Source organism: Streptomyces sp. NPDC005803 (genome assembly GCF_040630435.1).
GTDB lineage: Bacteria > Actinomycetota > Actinomycetes > Streptomycetales > Streptomycetaceae > Streptomyces.
Genome location: NZ_JBEXXO010000014.1, coordinates 96,796 through 114,890, shown reverse-complemented (window position 1 = coordinate 114,890; position 18,095 = coordinate 96,796). Strand labels below are relative to the sequence as shown.

General features: G+C 70.5%; 14 protein-coding genes. 3 read left to right on the top strand and 11 right to left on the bottom strand.

The annotated features are described in order from the left end of the window. Positions 1-74 precede the first annotated feature (74 nt). From fahA to ABZ454_RS20970, 3 genes are all read left to right on the top strand, one after another. Complete coding sequence (gene fahA, locus ABZ454_RS20980) at positions 75-1,304, top strand: fumarylacetoacetase (RefSeq protein ID WP_359539835.1); 1,230 nt, start codon at positions 75-77, stop codon at positions 1,302-1,304. Beyond that, on the top strand, positions 1,301-1,984 hold the full coding sequence (locus ABZ454_RS20975) for a GPP34 family phosphoprotein (RefSeq protein WP_359539833.1): 684 nt from the start codon (positions 1,301-1,303) through the stop codon (positions 1,982-1,984). The genes fahA and ABZ454_RS20975 overlap by 4 nt, the downstream gene beginning before the upstream one ends. A 128-nt stretch (positions 1,985-2,112) precedes the next feature. Next, positions 2,113-2,721 (top strand): Uma2 family endonuclease, encoded by a 609-nt coding sequence (locus ABZ454_RS20970; RefSeq protein WP_359539980.1) that lies wholly within the window; start codon positions 2,113-2,115, stop codon positions 2,719-2,721. 28 nt (positions 2,722-2,749) lie between these two features. Here the strand turns inward: ABZ454_RS20970 and recQ are convergent, their stop codons facing one another. The 11 genes from recQ to nuoE form a co-directional block, all read right to left on the bottom strand. Continuing rightward, entirely contained in the window at positions 2,750-4,777 is a 2,028-nt protein-coding gene (recQ, locus tag ABZ454_RS20965; RefSeq protein WP_359539831.1) for a DNA helicase RecQ, read from the bottom strand. Between the two features lie 148 nt (positions 4,778-4,925). Next, on the bottom strand, positions 4,926-6,590 hold the full coding sequence (gene nuoN / locus ABZ454_RS20960) for an NADH-quinone oxidoreductase subunit NuoN (protein WP_356321799.1): 1,665 nt from the start codon (positions 6,588-6,590) through the stop codon (positions 4,926-4,928). Continuing rightward, a complete protein-coding gene (locus ABZ454_RS20955) occupies positions 6,587-8,158 on the bottom strand; it encodes an NADH-quinone oxidoreductase subunit M (RefSeq protein ID WP_356321798.1) in 1,572 nt (523 codons plus the stop codon). The genes nuoN and ABZ454_RS20955 overlap by 4 nt, the downstream gene beginning before the upstream one ends. Positions 8,159-8,162: 4 nt before the next feature. Then, on the bottom strand, positions 8,163-10,115 hold the full coding sequence (gene nuoL / locus ABZ454_RS20950) for an NADH-quinone oxidoreductase subunit L (RefSeq protein WP_359539828.1): 1,953 nt from the start codon (positions 10,113-10,115) through the stop codon (positions 8,163-8,165). 16 nt (positions 10,116-10,131) lie between these two features. Next, a complete protein-coding gene (gene nuoK / locus ABZ454_RS20945) occupies positions 10,132-10,431 on the bottom strand; it encodes an NADH-quinone oxidoreductase subunit NuoK (RefSeq protein ID WP_018101339.1) in 300 nt (99 codons plus the stop codon). Beyond that, the gene (locus ABZ454_RS20940; protein ID WP_356321796.1) at positions 10,428-11,258 is read right to left on the bottom strand and encodes an NADH-quinone oxidoreductase subunit J; all 831 of its coding nucleotides are present in this window, start codon (positions 11,256-11,258) and stop codon (positions 10,428-10,430) included. The genes nuoK and ABZ454_RS20940 overlap by 4 nt, the downstream gene beginning before the upstream one ends. Next, positions 11,255-12,001: an NADH-quinone oxidoreductase subunit NuoI gene (gene nuoI / locus ABZ454_RS20935; protein WP_356321795.1), complete on the bottom strand. Its 747-nt coding sequence runs from the start codon at positions 11,999-12,001 to the stop codon at positions 11,255-11,257. The genes ABZ454_RS20940 and nuoI overlap by 4 nt, the downstream gene beginning before the upstream one ends. After that, the gene (gene nuoH, locus ABZ454_RS20930) at positions 11,994-13,397 is read right to left on the bottom strand and encodes an NADH-quinone oxidoreductase subunit NuoH (protein WP_356321794.1); all 1,404 of its coding nucleotides are present in this window, start codon (positions 13,395-13,397) and stop codon (positions 11,994-11,996) included. The genes nuoI and nuoH overlap by 8 nt, the downstream gene beginning before the upstream one ends. Continuing rightward, positions 13,394-15,901, bottom strand: a complete 2,508-nt coding sequence (locus ABZ454_RS20925; protein WP_359539823.1) for an NADH-quinone oxidoreductase subunit G — start codon at positions 15,899-15,901, stop codon at positions 13,394-13,396. Before ABZ454_RS20925 ends, nuoH begins: the two co-directional genes overlap by 4 nt. Then, positions 15,898-17,262 (bottom strand): NADH-quinone oxidoreductase subunit NuoF, encoded by a 1,365-nt coding sequence (nuoF, locus tag ABZ454_RS20920; RefSeq protein WP_356321791.1) that lies wholly within the window; start codon positions 17,260-17,262, stop codon positions 15,898-15,900. Before nuoF ends, ABZ454_RS20925 begins: the two co-directional genes overlap by 4 nt. After that, entirely contained in the window at positions 17,262-18,077 is an 816-nt protein-coding gene (gene nuoE, locus ABZ454_RS20915) for an NADH-quinone oxidoreductase subunit NuoE (RefSeq protein WP_359539979.1), read from the bottom strand. The genes nuoF and nuoE overlap by 1 nt, the downstream gene beginning before the upstream one ends. Positions 18,078-18,095: the final 18 nt, after the last annotated feature.

Below are 18,095 nucleotides of genomic sequence, written 5' to 3'. Positions count from 1 at the left end.
GGGGCACTGCCGCCGGGGGATGTCCCCCACGTAACGTGTCCCCCACAGCGACCTGGAAAGCGAGGCAGCAACAGATGCCCGAGCAGAGCAGCCCGCTCGACGTGGCCGAGGGCGATCCCTTCGGTCCGCACCACCTTCCGTACGGTGTCTTCTCCACCCCCGACCGGCCCGGCGAGCGGCGGGTGGGCGTCCGCATCGGCCGTCATGTGCTGGACGCCGGGGCGGCCGCCCACGCACTGGGCTCGCCCTACGCCCAACTGCTGGCCCAGCCCGACCTGATGGCCCTGTTCGCGGCCGGCCGCACCGCGTGGAGCGACGTGCGCCGCGCCCTGACCGCCTGGGTCACGGTGCCGGGCCACCGCGCGGACATCGAGCCGCTGCTGCACCCGGTCGACACCGTGACGCTCCATCTGCCCTACCGGGTCGCGGACTACGTGGACTTCTACGCCAGCGAGCACCACGCCACCAACGTGGGCCGGATCTTCCGCCCGGACGGCGACGCGCTCACCCCCAACTGGAAGCACCTGCCGATCGGTTACCACGGCAGGGCGGGCACGGTCGTTGTCTCCGGTACGGACGTGGTGCGCCCCTCGGGACAGCGCAAGGCCCCCGCCGACCCGGCTCCCGTCTTCGGCCCGTCCGTCAAGCTGGACATCGAGGCCGAGGTCGGGTTCGTCGTCGGCGTCGGATCGGAGCAGGGCCGGCCGGTGCCGCTCACCGACTTCCGCGAGCACGTCTTCGGTCTTTCGCTGCTCAACGACTGGTCGGCGCGGGACATCCAGGCCTGGGAGTACGTGCCGCTGGGCCCCTTCCTCGGCAAGTCCTTCGCCACGTCCGTCTCGGCGTGGGTGACCCCGCTGGAGGCCCTGGACGCCGCCCGGACCGCGCCGCCGGCCCGCGACTTCCCGCTGCTTCCCTACCTCGACGACGCGGACGAGGAGGAGCCCGGCGGCTTCGACCTGCGGCTCGCCGTCGCGATCAACGGCCAGGTCGTCTCGGAGCCGCCGTTCTCCACCATGTACTGGACGGCGGCCCAGCAACTGGCGCAGATGACGGTCAACGGCGCCTCGCTGCGCAGTGGTGACCTGTACGGCTCCGGCACCATCAGCGGCGCCGAACCGGCCCAGCGCGGCTCCCTGCTCGAACTCACCTGGAACGGCCGCGACCCGCTCGAACTCCCGGAGGGCAAGCGGACGTTCCTGGAGGACGGTGACACGGTGACGCTGACGGCCTGGGCCCCCGGCCCGCACGGCACCCGCGTCGGCCTCGGTGAGGTCACCGGACGGATCGTGCCCGCGCCATGACCCGGCCGCAGCCCGGACCGACGCTGCCCGAGGAACTGCTGCTGCTCGCGCTGGACCCGCAGCGCGGCCGGCCGTACTGCCGCACCCGTTTCCTGGAGTACGCGATGGCCGGGGCGGCCCTGGCGGAGCTGGAGCTCCAGGGGCGGGTCACCGGAGAGCGCGGGTACGTGCGGGTGGCCAACCCGCTGGATCCGCCCGATCCGCTGCTGGCCGCGCTGATGCGGAGCCTGCCGCCGCCCGGCAAGGACCGGCTGCGTTCGGGGGTGACGGCCCGGAGCTGGGTCCGGCGCGCCGGGCGGACGGCGCAGGAGATGTATCTGGCGGACCTGGTGCGGCGCGGCGTCCTGCTCCGGGAGACCCGCCGCTTCCTCGGCCTGCTGCCCTACCACCGCCACCCGGCGGGGCCGCAGAGCTACGCGGGGGCGGTCCGGGAGCGGTTCGCGGCGGCCGAGCGGGCCGGTTTCCCGGACCACCGCAGCCGCGCCCTGGCCGCGCTCGTCTCGGCGGCCGGCCTCGACCCGCACGTGAGCGGGGGCGGCCGGTCGTCCCGCTCGGCCATGCGGTCACTGGTCCGCGAACAGTGGCCGGCCGACGCGGTGCGCCGCAACGTCGTTCAGGACAAGTCGGACGCGACCGGGGGGAGCCGGCGGAACTTCACGACGGGCTCCGGTGGGGAGTGACCAGGGGCGAGTGACGGTTCGGGGGAGGGTCAATAACGCTGACCCGTTCACACGTTTGGGCAGGCCTGAGCCGGTTCCTTGCGGATACGCTGGACGGACCCGCCAGACTCCGGCCCATGGGAGCACTGATGAGCGTCGAACCCGAGGCCCCCGAGCCGCGGTGGGCGGTCCCGCCCGTGGGCGGCTGGACCGCCGATGACCTGGACACGCTTCCCCATCTGCCTCCGCATACGGAGCTGATCGACGGGAGCCTGGTTTTCGTGAGTCCGCAGACCGTTTTCCACGAGCGTGCCATCGACTACCTCAAGTGGCAGTTGCAGTCGCTGGCCCCGCTCGACCTGGAGGTCTTCCGCGAATTCACCATCGACGTCGATTTCCAGAACCGGCCCGAGCCCGATGTGGTCGTCGTGCGCGCCGAGGCGGTCGAGAGTCTGCGGCAGACCCGGTTCCCCGCGAGCAGCGTGCTGCTCGCGATCGAGGTCGTGTCCGACGAGTCCGTCACCCGTGACCGGGAGACCAAGCCCGTGAAGTACGCGCGGGCCAGGATCCCCCACTACTGGCGGGTGGAGAACCAGGACGGCCGCGCGGTCGTGTACGTCTTCGAGCTGGAGCCGGCGACCGGCGCCTACACCTCGACCGGGATCTTCCACGACCGGATGAAGGTGTCCGCGCCCTTCGCCGTCGACCTCGACCTGACCGCGATCGTCTCGCGCCGCCGGGCGGCGGCCTCCGAGTAGACCGCCCGCCGCCCGACCGCCATCGCGCTCACTCGTACTCCGGCGGCTCCTCGTCCCAGCCGAACTCCGGATCGGCGGCCGGCGCGGTCGTCCGGGCCGGGGCAGCGGGAGCCGCAGCCGGGGCCGGGGCTGCCGTCGGGGCGGGAGCCGAGGTCGGGGCGGGGGCTGAGGTCGGGGCGGGCTCCACCTCCCCGAGGGACGCCAGCACCTCCAGCACCCCCTCCCCGTACGTCGCCAGCTTCTTCTCGCCGAGGCCGCTGACCCCGCCCAGCTCGCCGAGCGACGACGGACGCAGGGCCGCGATCTCACGCAAGGTCGCATCGTGGAAGATCACGTACGCCGGGAGGCCCAGCTCCTTGGCCTGGGCGCCGCGCCAGGCACGCAGCGCCTCGAAGACCGGCAGCGCCTCCGGCGCGAGCTCCGCCGCGGCGGCCGAGGACTTCGCCTTGCGCTCGCCCTTCGAGGAGGAGCGGGAGGCCGGCTTCGGGGCCTCCTTGCGCAGCAGCACCTCGCGCTCGCGGCCGAGCACGGCACCGCTCTCCTCGGTCAGCACCACCGTGCCGTACTCGCCCTCGACGGCGAGCAGGCCCTGGGCCAGCAGCTGCCGGACCACGCCCCGCCATTCCGCCTCGGCCAGCTCCTCGCCGATGCCGAACACCGAGAGCTGGTCGTGGTCGAACTGGATGACCTTCGCGGTCTTGCGGCCGAGCAGGATGTCGATGATCTGCCCGGCGCCGAACTTCTGCCCGCGCTCCCGCTTCAGCCGGACCACCGTGGACAGCAGCTTCTGGGCGACCACCGTGCCGTCCCACGTCTCGGGCGGGGTCAGGCAGGTGTCGCAGTTCCCGCAGGAGGCAGCGGCGGGCTCCTGGCCGAAGTACGTCAGCAGCTGGGCCCGGCGGCACTGGACGGTCTCGCAGAGCGCCAGCATGGAGTCCAGGTGCGAGGCGGCCCGGCGGCGGAACGCCTCGTCGCCCTCCCCGCCCTGGATGAGCTTGCGCTGCTGGACGACGTCCTGGAGGCCGTACGCCATCCAGGCGGTGGACGGGGCTCCGTCCCGGCCGGCCCGGCCGGTCTCCTGGTAGTAGCCCTCGACCGACTTCGGGAGGTCCAGGTGGGCGACGAAGCGGACGTCCGGCTTGTCGATGCCCATGCCGAAGGCGATGGTCGCGACGACGACGAGGCCCTCCTCGCGCAGGAAGCGGGACTGGTGGACCGCGCGGGTGCCCGCGTCGAGACCCGCGTGGTACGGGACGGCCTCGATGCCGTTGCGGCAGAGGTACTCGGCGGTCTTCTCCGTGGAATTGCGCGAGAGGCAGTAGACGATGCCCGCGTCCCCGGCGTGCTCCTCCTTCAGGAAGGACAGCAGCTGCTTCTTCGGGTCGGCCTTGGGCACGATGCGGTACTGGATGTTGGGCCGGTCGAAGCTGGCCACGAAGTGCTTGGCGTCGGGCATGCCCAGGCGCTGGGTGATCTCCCGGTGCGTGGCGCCGGTCGCCGTGGCCGTGAGGGCGATGCGCGGTACGTCGGGCCAGCGCTCGCCCAGCACGGACAGGGTCAGGTAGTCGGGCCGGAAGTCGTGGCCCCACTGGGCGACGCAGTGCGCCTCGTCGATCGCGAAGACGGAGATCTCTCCGCGGGAGAGCAGACCGAGGGTGGAGTCCAGCCGGAGGCGCTCGGGGGCCAGGTAGAGGAGATCGAGCTCTCCCGCCACGAACTGGGCCTCCATCGAGCGGCGCTCGTCGAAGTCCTGCGTCGAGTTGATGAACCCGGCCCGCACGCCGAGTGCCCGCAGCGCGTCCACCTGGTCCTGCATCAGCGCGATCAGCGGCGAGATGACGATGCCCGTGCCCCGCCTGACCAGGGCCGGGATCTGGTAGCAGAGGGACTTGCCGCCACCGGTCGGCATGAGGACGACGGCGTCCCCGCCCGCCACCACGTGGTCGACGACCGCTTCCTGCTCGCCGCGGAACGTCTCGTACCCGAAAACCCGGTGGAGCGTCTGCCGCGCCTCGCTCTCGGTCACACCTGGTACCACGTCTGTCACGTCCGTCATGCCCGTCCCGACCATCGCTCTGTCCCCCGACATCCGTCCCGTTCTGTCCCTGCGCTCTCCCCTGCCACGATAAGCGCCGCCTACGACAGCGCCGGACGGGCTTGACTTCCAAGCCCGTCCGGCGCTGTCCCGGCAGTGGTGCGTCCGGCTACCTGACGAACACTCCCGCCTGGCTCGCCAGGTCCAGGAAGTACTGCGGGGCCAGGCCCAGCACCAGGGTGACCGCGACGCCGACCGCGATCGTGGTCATCGTCAGCGGGGACGGGACGGCGACCGTGGGGCCGTCCGCCTTCGGCTCGCTGAAGAACATCAGCACGATGACCCGGATGTAGAAGAAGGCCGCGATCGCCGAGGAGATCACACCGACGACGACCAGCCCGCTCGCACCACCCTCGGCCGCGGCCTTGAACACCGCGAACTTCCCCGCGAAGCCCGAGGTGAGGGGGATACCGGCGAACGCCAGCAGGAACACCGCGAAGACCGCGGCGACCAGCGGGGAGCGCCGGCCGAGCCCGGCCCACTTCGACAGGTGCGTCGCCTCGCCGCCCGCGTCACGCACGAGGGTGACGACGGCGAAGGCGCCGACCGTCACGAACGAGTACGTCGCCAGGTAGAAGAGCACCGATGAGATGCCCTGCGGAGTGGCCGCGATGACACCGGCCAGGATGAATCCGGCGTGCGCGATCGAGGAGTAGGCCAGCAGCCTCTTGATGTCGGTCTGGGTGATGGCGACGACCGCGCCACCCACCATCGTGACGATCGCGACGCCCCACATGACGGGGCGCAGATCCCAGGTGAGGCCCGGCAGCACCACGTACAGCAGGCGCAGCAGCGCGCCGAAGGCGGCGACCTTCGTGGCGGCGGCCATGAAGCCGGTGACCGGGGTCGGGGCGCCCTGGTAGACGTCCGGGGTCCACATGTGGAACGGGACGGCGCCGACCTTGAAGAGCAGACCGGTCAGGATCATCGCGCCGCCGATCAGCAGCAGCGCGTCGTTGCCCATGGTGTCGGCGAGCGCCGGGTCGATCTGCTGGATGGAGCCGTCGACGACGGTGGCGATCCGCGCGTACGAGACGGAGCCCGCGTACCCGTAGAGCAGGGCGATCCCGAACAGCAGGAACGCCGAGGAGAAGGCGCCGAGCAGGAAGTACTTCACCGCGGCTTCCTGCGACATCAGCCGCTTGCGGCGGGCGACGGCGCACAGGAGGTAGAGCGGCAGGGAGAAGACTTCCAGGGCCACGAACAGCGTCAGCAGATCGTTGGCGGCCGGGAAGACCAGCATGCCGGCCACCGAGAAGAGGACCAGCGGGAAGACCTCGGTGGTGGTGAACCCGGCCTTGACCGCGGCCTTCTCGCTGTCGCTGCCGGGGACCGACGCGGCCTGCGCGGCGAACGAGTCGACCCTGCTGCCGTGCGACTCGGGGTCGAGCCGCCGCTCGGCGAAGGTGAAGACGGCGGCCAGCGACGTCAGCAGGATGACGCCCTGCAGGAACAGGGCGGGTCCGTCGACGGCGATGGCGCCCATCGCGGCGATGTGGGCCTTGGTCGTCCCGTATCCGGAGGCCGCCAGGCCGATCACCGCGGCGAAAGCGGCGACCAGGGCGACGACGGTCAGGAACACCTGGGTGTAGTAGCGGGCCCGGCGCGGCACGAAGGCCTCGACGAGCACGCCCAGGACGGCGACTCCGATCACGATCAGGACCGGCGTCAGCTGGGTGTACTCGATGACCGGTGCCTTGAACTTCTGGTCCGGGGCGGCCGTCGTCACCTCGCCCGCCCTTGTCCACAGGTTGTGGACAGCTGTTGCGCTCACTTGGCGGCCTCCACCTCGGGCTGGGGGTCCTTCTTCTGTACGTCCGACATGGTGTGCTGCACCGCCGGGTTGACGATCTCCGTCAGCGGCTTCGGGTAGACGCCCAGGAAGATCAGCAGAGCGATCAGCGGGACGACCACCACCAGCTCACGGACCTTGAGGTCCGCCATGCCCTGCACCTCGGCCTTGACCGGTCCCGTCATCGTCCGCTGGTAGAGGACGAGGACGTAGATCGCGGCGAGCACAATCCCGGTGGTGGCGATGATGCCGACCGCCGGGTACGCGGCGAACGCGCCGACCAGGACCAGGAACTCACTGACGAACGGGGCGAGCCCCGGCAGCGACAGCGTGGCCAGTCCGCCGATCAGGAAGGTGCCGGCCAGGACCGGGGCCACCTTCTGCACTCCGCCGTAGTCGGCGATGAGCCGCGAGCCGCGCCGGGTGATCAGGAAGCCCGCCACCAGCATCAGCGCGGCGGTCGAGATGCCGTGGTTGACCATGTAGAGCGTCGCGCCCGACTGGCCCTGACTGGTCATCGCGAAGATGCCCAGGATGATGAAGCCGAAGTGCGAGATCGACGCGTAGGCGATCAGCCGCTTGATGTCGCGCTGACCGACGGCGAGCAGCGCCCCGTACACGATGCTGATCAGTGCCAGGACCAGGACCACCGGCGTGGCCCACTTGCTGGCCTCCGGGAAGAGCTGGAGGCAGAAGCGCAGCATCGCGAAGGTGCCGACCTTGTCGACGACCGCGGTGATCAGCACGGCGACGGGGGTGGTCGCCTCGCCCATGGCGTTGGGCAGCCAGGTGTGCAGCGGCCACAGCGGGGCCTTCACCGCGAAGGCGAAGAAGAACCCGAGGAAGAGCCAGCGCTCGGTGCTCGTCGCCATGGAGAGCGAGCCGTCCGCCCGGGCGGCGGCGATCTCGGAGAGCGAGAACGTCCCCGTCACCACGTAGAGCCCGATGACCGCGGCCAGCATGATGAGGCCGCCGACCAGGTTGTAGAGGAGGAACTTGACGGCCGCGTACGAACGTTGGGCCGACGCGTTCTCGTCGCTCCCGGAGTGGGCCCGGTCCCCGAAGCCGCCGATGAGGAAGTACATCGGGATGAGCATGGCTTCGAACAGGATGTAGAAGAGGAAGACGTCGGTGGCCACGAAGGAGAGGACCACCATCGCTTCGACCATCAGGATCAGGGCGAAGAAGCCCTGCGTGGGGCGCCAGCGCGAGGAGTTCGTCTCCAGGGGGTCGGCGTCGTGCCAGCCGGCCAGGATGACGAAGGGGATCAGCAGGGCGGTGAGCGCCATGAGCGCCAGCCCGATGCCGTCCACCCCCAGCTCGTACCGCACGCCGAAGTCCTTGATCCAGGCGTGCGATTCGGTGAGCTGGTAGCGGCTGCCGCCGGGCTCGAACCGGACGAGCGCGATGCCCGCCAGGACGAGGGTGCCCAGCGAGAAGGCGAGCGCCAGCCACTTGGCGGCGGTGCGCCGGGCCGCCGGGACGGCGGCGGTGGCCACCGCGCCGATCGCCGGGAGCGCCGCCGTCGCTGTCAGGAGGGGAAAGGACATGTGATCAGACCGCCCTCATCAGCAGGGTCGCGGCGATGACAACCGCCGTACCGCCGAACATCGAGACCGCGTAGGTGCGGGCGTAGCCGTTCTGCAGTCTGCGCAGCCGGCCGGAGAGCCCGCCCATCGAGGCGGCCGTGCCGTTGACGACGCCGTCGACCAGGGAGTGGTCGACGTAGACCAGGGAGCGGGTGAGGTGCTCGCCGCCGCGGACCAGGACCACGTGGTTGAAGTCGTCCTGGAGGAGGTCGCGGCGGGCCGCCCGGGTGAGCAGCGAGCCGCGCGGGGCGATCGCGGGCACCGGCCGGCGTCCGTACATCGCCCAGGCGATCGCGACGCCGATGACGAGCACCACCATGGTGGCGGTGGTGACGGTGGTCGCGCTGACCGGGGCGTCCCCGTGGCTGTGTCCGGTGACGGGCTCCAGCCAGTGCAGGAAGCGGTCGCCGATGGAGAAGAAGCCTCCGGCGAACACCGAGCCGAACGCGAGGATGATCATGGGGATCGTCATCGACTTCGGGGACTCGTGCGGATGCGGCTCGGCGTGCTCGCCGCGCGTCTCGGCGGCGGGCTCCACGTCGGACTCGGCGGGTGACGGTGTCCGGGCCCGGCGCCAGCGCTCCTCGCCGAAGAACGTCATCAGCATCACGCGCGTCATGTAGAACGCGGTGATCGCGGCACCCAGCAGGGTCACGGCCCCGAGGATCCAACCCTCGGTGCCGCCCTTGGCGAACGCCGCCTCGATGATCTTGTCCTTGGAGAAGAAGCCGGACAGACCGGGGAAGCCGATGATCGCGAGGTAGCCGAGGCCGAAGGTGACGAAGGTGACCGGCATGTACTTCCGCAGGCCGCCGTACCTCCTCATGTCGACCTCGTCGTTCATGCCGTGCATGACCGAACCGGCGCCGAGGAAGAGCCCGGCCTTGAAGAAGCCGTGCGTCACCAGATGCATGATCGCGAAGACGTAGCCGATCGGTCCGAGGCCCGCGGCCAGGATCATGTAGCCGATCTGCGACATCGTCGACCCGGCGAGGGCCTTCTTGATGTCGTCCTTCGCGCAACCGACGATCGCACCGAAGAGGAGCGTGACCGCTCCGACGACCACGACGACGAGCTGTGCGTCCGGTGCGGCGTTGAAGATCGCGCCGGAGCGGACGATGAGATAGACACCGGCCGTGACCATGGTGGCGGCGTGGATCAGGGCCGAGACCGGGGTCGGGCCCTCCATCGCGTCACCGAGCCAGGACTGCAGCGGCACCTGGGCGGACTTGCCGCAGGCCGCGAGCAGCAGCATCAGGCCGATCGCCGTCAGCTTGCCCTCGCTCGTCTCCCCGGTCGCTTCGAGGACGGGCCCGAAGGCGAACGTGCCGAAGGTGGTGAACATCAGCATGATCGCGATCGACAGGCCCATGTCGCCGACCCGGTTGACCAGGAACGCCTTCTTGGCGGCGGTGGCCGCGCTGGGCTTGTGCTGCCAGAAGCCGATGAGCAGGTACGACGCCAGACCGACGCCCTCCCACCCGACGTACAGCAGCAGGTAGTTGTCGGCGATGACCAGGATCAGCATCGCCGCGAGGAACAGGTTCAGATAGCCGAAGAAGCGGCGCCGGCGCTCGTCGTGCTCCATGTAGCCGATCGAGTAGATGTGGATCAGCGTGCCCACACCGGTGATCAGCAGGACGAAGGTCATCGACAGCTGGTCGAGCTGGAAGGCCACGTCGGCCTGGAAGCCCTCGACCGGAATCCAGCTGAACAGCATCTGGTGCAGCGCACGGTCGTCGGCGCTCTTGCCCAGCATGTCGGCGAAGAGCACGACGGCGACGACGAAGGAGGCGGCGGCGAACAGCGTGCCGAGCCAGTGGCCCGCGCGGTCCAGCCGCCGGCCGCCGCAGAGCAGCACCGCCGCTCCGAGCAGGGGCGCCGCGACGAGCAGCGCGATCAGGTTCTCTGCGTTCATTGGGTCCAGCGCCCCTCTACAGCTTCATCAGGCTGGCGTCGTCGACCGAGGCCGAGTGGCGGGAGCGGAACAGCGACACGATGATCGCGAGCCCGACCACGACCTCCGCGGCGGCGACGACCATCGTGAAGAAGGCGATGATCTGGCCGTCGAGATTGCCGTGCATCCGGGAGAAGGTGACGAACGCGAGGTTGCAGGCGTTGAGCATCAGCTCCACGCACATGAACACCACGATCGCGTTCCGCCTGATCAGGACCCCGGCCGCGCCGATGGTGAACAGCAGAGCGGCGAGATAGAGGTAGTTGACCGGATTCACTTGGCGACCTCCTCTTCTTCTGCGCTGTCCCGGCCGAGCCGCTCACCGGAGCGCTGCTCCAGTGCCTTGAGGCCGGCCAGCGACTCGTTGGACACATCGCGCATCTGGCCGCGCTTGCGCAGCGTCTGCATGACGGTGAGTTCGGACGGTGTGCCGTCCGGGAGCAGTCCGGCGATGTCCACGGCGTTGTGCCGGGCGTAGACGCCGGGGGCGGGCAGCGGAGGCAGGTGCTTGCCGCGCACGCGCTCCTCGGACATCTCCCGCTGGGTCTTGGCCCGTTCGGTGCGCTCGCGGTGCGTGAGCACCATCGCGCCGACCGTGGCGGTGATCAGCAGGGCGCCGGTGATCTCGAAGGCGAAGACGTACTTGGTGAAGATGAGGCTGGCGAGCCCCTCCACGTTTCCGCCGTGTGCGGCGTTGGCGGCGCCCAGCCCGTTGAAGCTGTTCAGCGAGGCGTTGCCGATGCCGGCGATCAGCAGGACGCCGAAGCCGAGCCCGCATCCGGCGGCGAGCCAGCGCTGGCCCTTGAGGGTCTCCTTCAGCGAGTCCGCCGCCGTGACACCCACGAGCATGACCACGAAGAGGAACAGCATCATGATCGCGCCGGTGTAGACGACGATCTGGACGACGCCGAGGAAGTAGGCGCCGTTGGCGAGGTAGAACACCGCCAGGATGATCATGGTCCCGGCGAGGCTCAGCGCGCTGTGCACCGCCTTCTTCATCAGCACGGTGGACAGGGCGCCGATCACGGCGACCGTCCCGAGCACCCAGAACTGGAAGGCCTCGCCGGTCGAGGTCTGGGAGGCCGCTGCGGCCAGGCCGGTCATGCGTCCGCCTCCTGCTCCGCGCCGTTGCTCTCGCCGGCCCCGTCGTCGGGCTTCTCGCCCTTGGACACGGCGACCTGGCGCTCCGTACCGGGGGCGGCCTCGGTCACCAGGCCCCGGTAGTAGTCCTGTTCGTCCATGCCGGGGAAGATCGCGTGCGGGCTGTCGACCATGCCTTCCTCCAGGCCCGCGAGCAGCTCGTCCTTGGTGTAGATGAGGCTCTCGCGGGTGGTGTTGGCGAGCTCGAACTCATTGGTCATCGTCAGCGCCCGGGTCGGGCAGGCCTCGATGCACAGTCCGCAGAAGATGCAGCGCGCGTAGTTGATCTGGTAGACGCGGCCGTAGCGCTCCCCCGGGGAGTAGCGCTCCTCGTCGGTGTTGTCCGCGCCCTCGACGTAGATCGCGTCCGCCGGGCAGGCCCAGGCGCACAGCTCGCAGCCGACGCACTTCTCCAGGCCGTCCGGGTGGCGGTTGAGCTGGTGCCGGCCGTGGAAGCGCGGCGCCGTCACCTTCGGCGTCTCCGGATACTGCTCGGTCAGCCGCTTCTTGAACATGGCCTTGAAGGTCACGCCGAAGCCGGCCACCGGATTCTGGAACTTGTCCTCCGAAGACTCCGAGGACTGCGAGGACTGCGAGGACTGCGCGGACCGCGAGGACCCGGAGGCCCCCGAGGGCGCGGCCGGCCCCGTCGGTCCGGTGGACTTCGCCGGCCTCTTGGACCCCGGCGACTCAGGCAGTTCAGACACCGCCGGCCTCCTTTCCGTCACTCGGATCACCGTCACTCTGAGTATCCACGCCACCACTGACAACGAGCTCCCGCTCACGGCGGGGCGTGCGCCGCGGCACGGGCGGCAGGGTCTGTCCCGGCAGGGGCGGCACCGGGAATCCGCCCGCCATCGGGTCGAACGCCGGCTCGGGTTCCGCGTGGGCCGCGGCTTCCCGGCCCTTCTTGTCGCGGAACATGTCGACGACGAAGGAGATCAGCAGGACCGCGATCACGGCGCCGGCCACGTAGAGCAAGATCCTCGAGAAGTCGTAGCCCTCGTTGCGCAGCGCCCGCACCGTCGCGACCAGCATCAGCCAGACCACGGAGACCGGGATCAGGACCTTCCAGCCCAGCTTCATCAGCTGGTCGTAGCGGACCCGGGGAAGCGTGCCGCGCAGCCAGATGAAGAAGAACAGCAGCAGCTGGACCTTGAGGACGAACCAGAGCATCGGCCACCAGCCGTGGTTCGCGCCCTCCCAGAAGGTGCTGATCGGCCACGGGGCCCGCCAGCCGCCCAGGAACAAGGTCGTGGAGACGGCGGAGACGGTCACCATGTTGACGTACTCGGCGAGCATGAACATCGCGAACTTGATCGACGAGTACTCGGTGTTGAAGCCACCGACCAGGTCGCCCTCGGACTCCGGCATGTCGAACGGGGCGCGGTTGGTCTCACCGACCATCGTGACGATGTAGATGATGAAGGAGACCGGCAGCAGGATGATGAACCAGCGGTCCTCCTGCGCCTCCACGATCTTCGAGGTCGACATCGACCCGGAGTAGAGGAAGACCGAGGCGAACGCGGCGCCCATCGCGATCTCGTACGAGATCATCTGCGCGCAGGAGCGGAGCCCGCCGAGCAGCGGGTACGTCGATCCGGAGGACCAGCCCGCCAGCACGATGCCGTAGATGCCGACCGAGGCGACCGCGAGGATGTAGAGCATCGCGATCGGCAGGTCGGTGAGCTGCATCGCCGTACGGTGCCCGAAGATCGACACCTCGTTGCCGGACGGCCCGAACGGGATGACCGCGATCGCCATGAACGCCGGGATGGCCGCGACGATCGGGGCGAGGACGTAGACGACCTTGTCCGCCCGCTTGACGATGACGTCTTCCTTCAGCATCAGCTTCACGCCGTCGGCGAGGGACTGGAGCATGCCCCAGGGCCCGTGCCGGTTGGGGCCGATGCGCAGCTGCATCCAGGCGACGACCTTGCGCTCCCACACGATGGAGAAGAGCACGGTCACCATCAGGAACGCGAAGCAGAACACCGCCTTGACGACGACGAGCCACCAGGGGTCGGTGCCGAACATCGACAGGTCCTCGGCGGCGAGCACGGCGCCGTGCGGGGCCGCGGCCAGTTGAGCGAAGGCACTCACGCCCCCACCTCCGGTGTGACGTCGGGAATGCCGGGTGCGGCGGGGCCGATCCGGACCAGACCGCCGGGCTGGACCCCGGTGTCGGCCGGGACGCCGCGCCCCACGGAGTTCAGCGGCACCCAGACCACCCGGTCCGGCATCTCGGTGACCCGCAGCGGAAGGCTCAGGCTTCCCGCCGGCCCGGAGACGGCCAGCAGATCGCCGTCCTTGACGCCGGCCTCGGCCGCGGTGGCGGCGGAGAGCCGGGCGACCGCGGCGTGCCGTGTCCCGGCCAGCGCCGTGTCGCCCTCCTGGAGCCGGCCCAGGTCGAGCAGCATCCGGTGGCCCGCGAGGATCGCCTCCCCGTCGCCGGGCCTGGGCAGCGGCTGCGCCGAGGCACGCGGGTCCTCCGCGTGCGTACCCTGCCCACCGCCCAGCCGGTCCAGCTCGCGGCGTACGGACTTCAGGTCCGGCAGCGCGAAGTGGACGTCGAGCGCGTCGGCCAGCATGTGCAGCACCCGGGCGTCGCCCGGCGCGAGGTTCCGCGTCATCTGCTCGGGCTTCAGCGCGGCCTCGAACATCCGCGCCCTGCCCTCCCAGTTGAGGAAGGTGCCGGACTTCTCGGCGACCGCGGCGACCGGGAACACCACGTCGGCGCGGTCGGTGACCTCGCTGGGGCGGAGCTCCAGGGAGACCAGGAAACCGACCTGGTCCAGGGCCTCCAGGGCGCGCGCCGGATCGGGCAGGTCGGCGGGCTCGACACCGGCGACGAGCAGCGCGCCCAGCTCGCCGGTGGCCGCGGCCTCGACGATCTGGCCGGTGTCGCGGCCGAAGCGGGACGGGAGTTCGGCGACGCCCCAGACGGCCGCCACCTCCTCCCTGGCCCGTGGGTCGGTGGCCGGCCGGCCGCCGGGCAGCAGCGACGGGAGCGCGCCCGCCTCCACCGCACCGCGCTCGCCGGCCCGGCGCGGGATCCACACCAGGGTGGCCCCGGTCGCGGTCGCCGCCCGTACCGCCGCGGTCAGCCCGCCCGGCACGCCTGCCAGTCGTTCGCCGACCACGATCAGGGCGCCTTCACCGCGCAGCGCCTCGGCCGCGGCGGCTCCGTCGCCGTCCAGGCCGACACCGCCCGCGATGGCGTCCAGCCATTCCGTCTCGGTGCCCGGGGCGGCGGGCAGCAGCGTGCCACCCGCCTTGGTGAGCCCGCGCGTCGCGTGCGAGGCGACGGCGAAGGTGCGCTGTCCGTGCTTGCGGTGCGCCTTGCGCAGCCGCAGGAACACGCCGGGCGCCTCCTCCTCGGACTCGAACCCGACCAGCAGCACGGTCGGGGCCTTCTCCAGCGAGGTGTACGTGACCCCGCCGCCGTCCAGGTCGCGGCCGCGCCCGGCGACCCGGGCGGCCAGGAAGTCGGCCTCCTCGCCGCTGTGCACCCGGGCCCGGAAGTCGATGTCGTTGGTGTCCAGGGCGACCCGGGCGAACTTGCTGTACGCGTACGCGTCCTCGACGGTCAGCCGGCCGCCCGTGAGGACCCCGGTCCTGCCGCGTGCGGCGGAGAGTCCGGCGGCCGCGACGGCCAGCGCCTCGGGCCAGCTCGCCGGTTCCAGCTCACCGGCCTCGTTGCGCACCAGCGGAGTGGTGAGACGGTCGCGCTGCTGGGCGTAGCGGAAGCCGAAGCGGCCCTTGTCGCAGAGCCACTCCTCGTTGACCTCGGGGTCGTTGGAGGCGAGGCGCCGCATGACCTTGCCGCGCCGGTGGTCGGTGCGGGTGGCGCAGCCCCCGGCGCAGTGCTCGCACACCGAGGGGGTCGACACCAGGTCGAAGGGGCGGGAGCGGAAGCGGTACGCCGCCGAGGTCAGCGCCCCGACGGGGCAGATCTGGATGGTGTTGCCGGAGAAGTACGACTGGAACGGGTCGCCCACACCGGTGCCGACCTGCTGGAGCGCGCCGCGCTCGATCAGCTCGATCATCGGGTCGCCCGCCACCTGGTTGGAGAACCGGGTGCAGCGCGCGCAGAGCACGCACCGCTCACGGTCCAGCAGCACCTGGGTGGAGATCGGGACGGGCTTCTCGTACGTCCGCTTCTTCCCGTCGAAGCGGGAGGTCGGATCGCCGTGCGACATCGCCTGGTTCTGCAGCGGGCACTCGCCGCCCTTGTCGCAGACCGGGCAGTCCAGCGGGTGGTTGATGAGCAGCAGTTCCATCACGCCGCGCTGCGCCTTGTCCGCGACCGGCGAGGTGAGCTGCGACTTGACGACCATGCCGTCGGTGCAGGTGATGGTGCAGGACGCCATCGGCTTGCGCTGGCCCTCGACCTCGACGATGCACTGGCGACAGGCGCCGGCCGGGTCGAGGAGGGGGTGGTCGCAAAAGCGCGGGATCTCGATGCCGAGGAGTTCGGCGGCCCGGATGACCAGGGTGCCCTTGGGCACGCTGATCTCGATGCCGTCGATGGTCAGCGTGACCAGGTCCTCGGGCGGGAGCGCCGCCTCGCCGCCCCCGGAGGGCGCACTCGTGGTGACTGTCATGCGTTCACCCCCTGGGATGCGTTCTTGTCGTCGGCCCACACGGTCGACCTGGCCGGATCGAAGGGGCAGCCCTTGCCGGTGATGTGCTGCTCGTACTCCTCGCGGAAGTACTTCAGCGAGGAGAAGATCGGCGAGGCGGCGCCGTCGCCGAGGGCGCAGAACGACTTGCCGTTGATGTTGTCGGCGATGTCGTTCAGCTTGTCGAGGTCGGCCATCTGTCCCTTGCCCGCCTCGATGTCGCGGAGCAACTGGACGAGCCAGTACGTGCCCTCGCGGCACGGTGTGCACTTGCCGCAGGACTCGTGGGCGTAGAACTCGGTCCAGCGGGTGACGGCCCTGACCACGCAGGTGGTCTCGTCGAAGCACTGGAGCGCCTTGGTGCCGAGCATGGATCCGGCGGCGCCGACGCCCTCGTAGTCGAGGGGCACGTCGAGGTGCTCCTCGGTGAACATGGGCGTGGAGGAGCCGCCCGGGGTCCAGAACTTGAGCCGGTGGCCGGGGCGCATGCCGCCGCTCATGTCGAGGAGCTGGCGCAGCGTGATGCCGAGCGGGGCCTCGTACTGGCCGGGTCCGGCGACGTGTCCGCTGAGCGAGTACAGCGTGAAGCCCGGGGACTTCTCGCTGCCCATCGACTTGAACCAGTCCTTGCCCCGGTTCAGGATCGCGGGAACCGAGGCGATGGACTCGACGTTGTTCACCACAGTGGGGCAGGCGTACAGGCCGGCGACGGCGGGGAAGGGCGGGCGCAGCCGGGGCTGGCCGCGGCGTCCTTCCAGCGAGTCGAGCAGTGCGGTCTCCTCACCGCAGATGTACGCACCGGCGCCCGCGTGCACGGTGAGTTCCAGATCGAGTCCGGAGCCCATGATGTTCGTACCGAGATAGCCCGCCTCGTACGCCTCGCGCACGGCCTCGTGCAGCCGCCGCAGGACGGGGACGACTTCGCCGCGCAGGTAGATGAAGGCGTGCGAGGAGCGGATCGCGTAACAGGCGATCACGATGCCTTCGATCAGGCTGTGCGGGTTGGCGAAGAGGAGGGGGATGTCCTTGCAGGTCCCGGGCTCCGACTCGTCGGCGTTGACCACCAGGTAGTGCGGCTTGCCGTCGCCCTGCGGGATGAACTGCCACTTCATCCCGGTGGGGAAGCCGGCGCCGCCGCGGCCGCGCAGACCGGAGTCCTTGACGTACGCGATGAGGTCGTCCGGCGACATGGCCAGCGCCTTGCGCAGCCCCTCGTACCCGTCGTGGCGACGGTAGGTCTCCAGGGTCCAGGACTCCGGTTCGTCCCAGAAGGCGGACAGGACCGGCGCGAGCAGCTTCTCGGGACTGGTCCCGTTCTTGTCGATTTCGGCGGCCAACGTCATCACTCCCCCTCCTCGGCGGCGGGACCGGCCGGGTGGGCCGGGTCGGAGGCCGAGGTCTGCTGTGGCGCGTCATGGGAGCTGAGGTGTTCGGCGCCCTTCTGCGGTTCGTCGCGCGGGGCCTCGCCGCGCGGGCTCACCACGCGGGCCCGCGGTGCGGCCTCGCCCTTGGCCAGCTTCAGGCCGATGAGCGAGGCGGGTCCCGCGCCGCCGGACGCCGCGACGGCGCCTGGGCGCTCGTCGGGGAAGCCGGCCAGTATCCGGGCCGTCTCCTTGTACGAGCAGAGCGGGGCGCCGCGGGTCGGCTCGACGGTGCGTCCGGCGATCAGGTCGTCGACGAGCCGCGTCGCGCTCTCGGGCGTCTGGTTGTCGAAGTACTCCCAGTTCACCATCACGACGGGCGCGAAGTCGCAGGCCGCGTTGCACTCGATGTGTTCGAGGGTGACCTTGCCGTCCTCGGTCGTCTCGTCGTTGCCGACGCCGAGGTGCTCCTTGAGCCGGTCGAAGATCGCGTCGCCGCCCATCACCGCGCAGAGCGTGTTGGTGCAGACGCCGACCTGGTACTCGCCGCTCGGCTTGCGCCGGTACATCGTGTAGAAGGTGGCGACCGCGGTGACCTCGGCGGTGGTGAGGCCGAGCACGTCGGCGCAGAACGCCATGCCCGTACGCGAGACGTACCCCTCCTCGGACTGCACGAGGTGCAGCAGCGGCAGCAGCGCGGAGCGGCTGTCGGGGTAGCGGGCGATCACCTCCTTCGCATCCGCTTCGAGCCGGGCGCGCACCTCGGCCGGGTAGGCGGGGGCGGGGAGCTGCGGCATCCCCAGACTGACTTCGCG

What these genes read in the sequence shown, in the direction of transcription:
- nuoE (WP_359539979.1), bottom strand. Translation starts at nt 18,077, where the DNA reads ATGCCGCAGCTCCCCGCCCCCGCCTACCCGGCCGAGGTGCGCGCCCGG.
- ABZ454_RS20955 (WP_356321798.1), bottom strand. Translation starts at nt 8,158, where the DNA reads ATGTCCTTTCCCCTCCTGACAGCGACGGCGGCGCTCCCGGCGATCGGC.
- recQ (WP_359539831.1), bottom strand. Translation starts at nt 4,777, where the DNA reads ATGACGGACGTGACAGACGTGGTACCAGGTGTGACCGAGAGCGAGGCG.
- ABZ454_RS20975 (WP_359539833.1), top strand. Translation starts at nt 1,301, where the DNA reads ATGACCCGGCCGCAGCCCGGACCGACGCTGCCCGAGGAACTGCTGCTG.
- nuoL (WP_359539828.1), bottom strand. Translation starts at nt 10,115, where the DNA reads ATGAACGCAGAGAACCTGATCGCGCTGCTCGTCGCGGCGCCCCTGCTC.
- fahA (WP_359539835.1), top strand. Translation starts at nt 75, where the DNA reads ATGCCCGAGCAGAGCAGCCCGCTCGACGTGGCCGAGGGCGATCCCTTC.
- ABZ454_RS20940 (WP_356321796.1), bottom strand. Translation starts at nt 11,258, where the DNA reads ATGACCGGCCTGGCCGCAGCGGCCTCCCAGACCTCGACCGGCGAGGCC.
- ABZ454_RS20925 (WP_359539823.1), bottom strand. Translation starts at nt 15,901, where the DNA reads ATGACAGTCACCACGAGTGCGCCCTCCGGGGGCGGCGAGGCGGCGCTC.
- ABZ454_RS20970 (WP_359539980.1), top strand. Translation starts at nt 2,113, where the DNA reads ATGAGCGTCGAACCCGAGGCCCCCGAGCCGCGGTGGGCGGTCCCGCCC.
- nuoF (WP_356321791.1), bottom strand. Translation starts at nt 17,262, where the DNA reads ATGACGTTGGCCGCCGAAATCGACAAGAACGGGACCAGTCCCGAGAAG.